This is a genomic window from Glaciimonas immobilis (assembly GCF_011947285.1).
Taxonomy (GTDB): Bacteria; Pseudomonadota; Gammaproteobacteria; order Burkholderiales; family Burkholderiaceae_D; genus Glaciimonas; species Glaciimonas immobilis.
This window is the reverse complement of the sequence record NZ_JAAOZT010000018.1, coordinates 59,151-65,467: the sequence shown is the minus strand read 5'-3', so window position 1 is coordinate 65,467 and position 6,317 is coordinate 59,151. Positions and strand designations below refer to the sequence as shown.

Sequence of the window (6,317 nt, the reverse complement as noted above, 5' to 3'; positions counted from 1 at the left end):
GGACTGAAGGCGATGATTAAGCGTCGCAGTGCCATTGAACCAACCATTGGCCATATGAAATCGGACGGCAAACTAGACAGAAACTGGCTCAAAGGGGCACTCCGTGATGCGATGCACGCGATTCTGTGCGGTGCGGGCCACCATTTACGGATGATCTGGAGAAAGCTGCGGCTTTTTTATACCCCTATTCTGGATAACCGTTGGTAGCAGTTTCTCATATGGCATCTGATGGGAAAGCCGATGAGTTGAAAAACTGAATTATTTAGGGTCGACTCATTAATAATGCGGTGGCCGCTCGTGGAGTGCCTGCCCTTGTTCGCTACTTTCCCGTGCATCCTTGACCATCCGCGCCAGCGCCGCGCACAGCGTTTCAAGTTGATCGATCTTTTGCTGCTGACGATAGACTAGCTTGTTGAGTTCATCCAGCAAGTCTTCCTGATGCGCGATTTTGGTCTCGATGACAATGAAGCGGGATTCGGCGTTTTCTTCAGTATTCGTTGGTGCACTCACGGTGTATTCCTTAACTATTTTGGCAAGCCAGAGTGTACCGCACCTCGCCGGTGCGATTGAGGAAGACGCTCGGCCTTATTTCTGGTCCCGCCATGACGCATGGTTTTAATGTCCGCACTGACTGCAAAGCCAATTTTTTAAAATTGAATTGTTCAGAGCCTGCTACTTTAAAGCGCCAGGCTTTATTCAGGACGGTCGGCTCGCGTCTTTAGCGATTAGTTTCCCATGAACGCGCAGTGCCACAATGAACCGGAATTTTTTCGTGAAAAGGGTAGTAATGATCTATAACTTTACGCAACTTTTTATTATAGTGATTATTGAAAATTCGATTAGTCAGACTCGGGTCTATTAAGGAATTTTTGTATGTATCATAATAGTCTGGCCTCTCTTGTTTTAAAATCTTATTAAATACCTTAGGGCCAGTACGCTCAAAAATCTCCTGACCATATTTCTTCATTTCTTCTATTGATCCGGAAATAACGTTACCTAATTCATCTCTTTTTATAATAGGACGCTCCTGATCATAGAAGGCTATGTCAGCGTTGTACTTTGCTGTTATTTCTTTCGATATACTGTTCAACACGGGATTATTTGGCAGGCTAGCAAAAATACTGTTTCCGAAGCCCTCAAAATCAGTGGCAGTTTGTTCTATTATCCTTCCTAATAAAACATCACCCTCTGCTGCGCGCATAACTACGTTAGCTATATTTTTTTCGAATGTATCATCAACATCCATATAAATTCCACCATGTTCATTAATTATGCGTAATCGCATAACGTCTGCTGAACTAACAAACCTTGTTACAGCCTTAGCGTGCGTATAAAGCCCACTATCTTCTGATGATAAGAATGTTTTAAAAAACTTTTCCGTATTAAGATCAGAGATTGTTAGGGGGGATCCTTTGAACTGTCCCTGAATTTCTTTCATTACACTTTGGTTGGTCGCATCGACATGTAGTATGGATTTATATCCTTTACTATTTTCACAATTTTTATGAATGTTTGCCACCATATTTTCTGGAAGTGCCTTGTCCCCTATCCACACATAATGAATGGTTTTAGGAATTGGTCGCGTATGTTTTGGCAGCTTTGGTAAACGTGGCATCTCCAGCGTCTTCACTTGGACAGTAGCTGGTAGCGTTTTTTTTATGCTCATGTATTTTTTTAGCGATCCAGTTTCCCATTTTTCGGGAGATATTGAACGCAACCATACTCGATCTAGGAATTTCCCGGTCTCCGCATTATATTGCCGCCAGGCACCAATAGTATCGTCGTAGCGCACAGGGAAAGAGTAATTGCCTATAGCAACACTGGTCTTGTAATTTGGACTTACAATAATACCATCCATGGGAAGCTTTATTACAATCGGATCTTGCAAAGTCTGCAATACAATCGCACCTCCTTTCATACCGCCATAATGTCCCCACTCTCTTACTTTTTGGTCGAAGATAAATGAGACAGGGGATTTCCCTTGTTCGCGAAGATTATCCGGTATTTTTAGAGTAAATTCTTTTCCTTGCTGAATAACCGGAATATATTGATCGTTGCCATTGAGATTGCCGGTTCTGATGAATGTGTCACCATTTATAGTTGTATAAGCTTCAGGATATCCACGAAGCGGAGCTAACGCGTTCTGTGGAGTAATTTTTAAGCTCTCAGGCAGTGAGTTAAATACAGAGGACGTGTTTTCATATCGTTCCCAGGCTTTCGCTTTCTTGTCGTAAGTAAACCTGCTTCTGCTTGATACCCCTTTTTCAAATGAGTTAACATTTAAATAGCCATTCTGCATGGATAAAAATCCATCACCATCTTGGGATACATGAATATACGTATTCTTTCCATTGGTTTGACCTACGCGTATGTAATATTGTTTGGTTGTACCTGATTGATAAAGTCCAGGATGTGTTTCTATCGGACTTAACCCTTTTCTCGATGTTTTAGGAATGGATTCAGGCATTTCTCTGAAAGCTGTGAAGATATTTTCATTGCTTTGCCACTGCCCAAGCGTAGCATCGAAAGTTAAACTTACTTGTTGTTCGGCTTCCGCTTGGTGTTGTACTTTCACGGTCACCTGATTACCTTCCGGGATCACTTCGACGTACTGTGCTTTGTTGTCAATTGTCTTCAGATGCAAATAAACTTCACCATTAATCCCTTTCGATAAAAACGGAAGTCCCTTGCTTATCGGGGTCAGCTGGCTGGTGGGAAAAGTTCTTTGAAGGTGATCTGGTATTCTTCCTATAATTTTGCCGACATCCTTAATGGGCGGCAATTTACCTTTTGGGAGTTGTTGTGGCTTTGGATTTTCCCGCATTCCTATAAAACGAATACCTGCCATATCTTGAATAGTAGAATCTATTAATTCCTGGTCTATGGGCTTATTATTAAGAGCATCCGAAAACATGGAGAGCGTGCGCCCTAAAAAATATCGGGTGACACCCGCAGCATGAAATGATGTCGCCATGACTTCCAACTGGCCAAGCTTTTCGGCGAATAATAGGATCGCTTCTTTCGCTTTTGGATCTAGGGGAGTGGGGCTCACGTAGTCTCTCAATTGGATTGATGCGTCGAAAAACGAGGGTGCCGGGGCACTGCAAGCTTTTTTGAGAATGGTTAAAACTTCCTGCAAAGTGTATGAATCTTTAATCCGGGCACCTTCCAGGCGGACGATACGGACATCATCCATGGGGCGCAGGGTGCTGCTGGTTGGGTTAGCCGGAGGCGGCAAATGACGTTTGTTTCGAAAAGAATGGCTTTGTACATGCTGAGTTCGTAATCCAATATGTGCAGCGTTAATTGCACTGTATCTGTCAGCCCCTGACAGTGGATTACCCGCTGGATAAGCGAGGTCACCAGAGTTACCAAAAGATGCTGGATTTCTTCCTCTGCGATTCGGTGCAGCAGACATCGCTGGTCCAACACTCAGAACCGCTGCCGCCAGCAAGACTGCTCTAAAATAACTGTGCGGTTGTCTTGAGGTAGTCCGTTTCATTCCGCTTTCTGAATGCAGGGAGTGGAATGCGTCGTACGCCGGACTGTTTTTTACATCGCGGATATTATTTTTAAAATTATTTTCTCTCTTCTCTTTATATCTTTCGCTGTTGTGGACTCTAATAGGATGGGAGGGATGTGATTTGTGGGAAGATGTACGGGATGGCATATATTCGCTTAAGAAGTTTTTTAGAATATCTAACGAGAATAAAAATGTACCAGTACCAGCGATTTTTGCTATCAAAAAAGTGGCATCTTCCACTTTTGCAGCGCAGGGATGTATATTGACGACCCAGATCGGACTGTCAATAGGCGCTCCTGAATAGTTCCAGGGAATAAATACTACATCAGGGTTAATGCATAAAAATGGTCGTTGAATTTGCAGGAGTATGGAATATTTATAGTCCCATCCTTGCAAATTCTGATGAAGTGTTTATTGGTCCGAAGCCTGAAACGCCACAATCTGGTCAATGTGTGGCTTCTCGTTGATGGTGCATCTGAACCAGCGTCATTCGTTGATCCAGTGAGTGGCGTTGATGTACCGGGAGGTGATGGATCACGTGGCCGCTGATCCAGAGTTGTTGCTTTATCAGGTGAAATTTACAACCGAGAAGAAGTCACCGATTCGTCGAAAAAAGCTTCCTCCGACCATTAAGACTTCAGGAGTCGTTCCAGCAAAGCTGCCGTGTCTGGCGCCCCCATCATTTTTGCCGCCGCCAATGGCGTAACGCCTTTGCTATCTTTGGCATCACCGTCGGCACCGTGCGCCAGCAGGTAATCGACGATCTCGGTGCGGTTGAACATAGCCGCCATCATTAATGCGGTTTTGCCGTCGGGGGACGCGCCTTCGATATTTGCGCCATGTTCGAGTAGTAGCTTGATCATCGGCAGATCGCCTTTGAACGCGGCACCGGCGATAGGTGTCTGGCCGTTATTGTTACGCAGTTCCGGGTCCGCCTTGTGCGTTAACAGTACGCGCACTGCATCGGCATGCCCGTGATAGCTCGCCAGCATCAGCAAGCTATCGCCCTTGTGATTGCGCAGATTGGGCGGCAGTCCTTGCTCTAATAGCGTTGCCAGTCGGCTGGTATCGCCGTTGCGGGCAACTTCAAAAACCTCATGCGCGAAATTGAGGGTGGCGTCGTCCAGACCGTTGTCTGAGGATGGTGCGCTTACGAAGCGTTCGTCCATTTGATCTCCTTTTTGCCTTATCCGATGGATGGCATTTGGGTCGGGCCCATTTATTTGACCGGTCGGAGAGTAATCCCCCGGCGCCGGTCAAGATGGACTGCACAGATTATTAGTCGCTCAATGCAGCTTTGGCGGCTTCTTCCGGTGTTAAGCCATCATAAAACTGGTCGGTGAACCATTCGACTTCGTCTTCAATATGTTCTTGTGCCTGGGCCAGCGTGACGCCGCCCTTTACGAGAAATCCTTCTACCTCGATACACCAGTTAATCAATGCCAGTGTTTCCGGGTCTAATTCTTCTTTTTTTGCCATGATGGCTCCTTTATTGACATCGCGTGCGATGCCTTGAACGTGTTGAGTGGGCCTGACACGGAGCATAAACCAAGAATCGCTACTTGGGATAGAAAACCCGATAAACGTCCTGAATGCCCAACATTTCCGATACCTTTAGGATTGAACTAAGGACGCGAATTGGTCTCGTATTATCTGCGCCGGCATCCAATCGTTAGAATTTGCTCTTAGTTCGCAAACGATCTCCTCAATCCCTCCCTGATTCCATGCCAATTGACCCGCCCAGAGACGCTCGTATAACCCAGACCTCCACAGCCAGAAGGTCATCCAATTTAGAGCCATCCACCTCACAGCCGCCCGGCACCCGTGCATCTGACCGGATTGTGAGCGTCACCGGCATCACCGGCGTCACCGGCATCGGCAGGGAATTGCGCCGGCTGCGAGATCGCCCGCCGTCTACCTCTTCCTCGCATGCTGCGCCAGAGAGGGGCGCGGGAATAGCGCCACGAGACAGGAAGGCCTACCAAAAGCGGACGAGTGAATCATCCGGTTTCCAGCGCGCGATGCGGCAGGCCTGGCCTCCACAGACGGTCCCCGTGCGCGGGAGCAAAAATATGAAAGGGATACGTATTCAAGCCATCAGCCCGGCGGTATGCGCCGCACCGATGTGTCCACAAGCAAGGCGGACGACGCATGGAAAGACTGGCATTACCCCGCATTGCAAACGCAAAAACGTCGCGCCCCAGATGACTGGACAGCCGATTTTGCGCAGGCGGTAAAAAGACCGGCGTCAGCCGCCCTCCGTTTTCCGCGCCAATTTGAGGTAGTAGAACGGCCCAACTTTGCCAGCATACTGGAAAGTGGTGTATGGGATAACGATCTCATGGACCGGGTGTTAGAGACCATCGTCAGGTTGGGTAAGTATTCAAGCCATCAATCCGGTATTATGCGCCACAGTGATGCGCTGGTGAGGACGGCACATGACCTTACACTGAGAAGTTGGAGTCCCAGACATCGCAAACGCACAAACGCCGCGCTCCGGATGGATGGGCCGGTGACGATGAGGTGACGCAGTTACGTTCCGAAGCCGCGCGTTATCGGTATAAAAACCCAGAGTTTTCACCGTGGTTTCCGATCACGCATGGGTATGCGCAGCAATCCTCCTATAACCTATAAAAGAGTAAAAACAGGCCCTGCGTTGGCAGAACGGCCCCTATAGCGCAACTACCCGTGACGACAGAGAGGACCAGCCATGGAACCTGGAAGGGGCTTGTGGTTTGATATGCCGCACGAAGCATCTTGCGATTGTCCCGCCAATAGAACGGTAAGTATAGAT

At 47.3% G+C, this 6,317-nt stretch carries 5 protein-coding genes and 1 pseudogene; 2 read left to right on the top strand and 4 right to left on the bottom strand.

What is annotated here, in order from left to right; all coding sequences use genetic code 11:
• A pseudogene (locus HAV38_RS21155) lies at positions 1–207 on the top strand (IS5/IS1182 family transposase); the annotation flags it as partial.
• Positions 208–276: 69 nt separating this feature from the next.
• Here the strand turns inward: HAV38_RS21155 and HAV38_RS21150 are convergent.
• The 4 genes from HAV38_RS21150 to HAV38_RS21135 form a co-directional block, all read right to left on the bottom strand.
• Complete coding sequence (locus HAV38_RS21150) at positions 277–510, bottom strand: SlyX family protein (protein WP_168057385.1); 234 nt, start codon at positions 508–510, stop codon at positions 277–279.
• Between the two features lie 208 nt (positions 511–718).
• On the bottom strand, positions 719–3,763 hold the full coding sequence (locus HAV38_RS21145; protein ID WP_168057384.1) for a glycosyltransferase family 32 protein: 3,045 nt from the start codon (positions 3,761–3,763) through the stop codon (positions 719–721).
• A gap of 389 nt (positions 3,764–4,152) precedes the next feature.
• Positions 4,153–4,692 (bottom strand): ankyrin repeat domain-containing protein, encoded by a 540-nt coding sequence (locus tag HAV38_RS21140; RefSeq protein WP_168057383.1) that lies wholly within the window; start codon positions 4,690–4,692, stop codon positions 4,153–4,155.
• A 109-nt stretch (positions 4,693–4,801) separates the two neighbouring features.
• The gene (locus tag HAV38_RS21135) at positions 4,802–5,002 is read right to left on the bottom strand and encodes a hypothetical protein (RefSeq protein WP_184013482.1); all 201 of its coding nucleotides are present in this window, start codon (positions 5,000–5,002) and stop codon (positions 4,802–4,804) included.
• A gap of 631 nt (positions 5,003–5,633) precedes the next feature.
• On the opposite strand from HAV38_RS21135, the gene HAV38_RS21130 reads away from it, so the two are divergent.
• Positions 5,634–6,050 carry a hypothetical protein gene (locus HAV38_RS21130; RefSeq protein ID WP_168057382.1) on the top strand — a complete coding sequence of 139 codons (417 nt, stop codon included), beginning with the start codon at positions 5,634–5,636 and terminating at the stop codon, positions 6,048–6,050.
• The last annotated feature ends 267 nt before the right edge of the window (positions 6,051–6,317 follow it).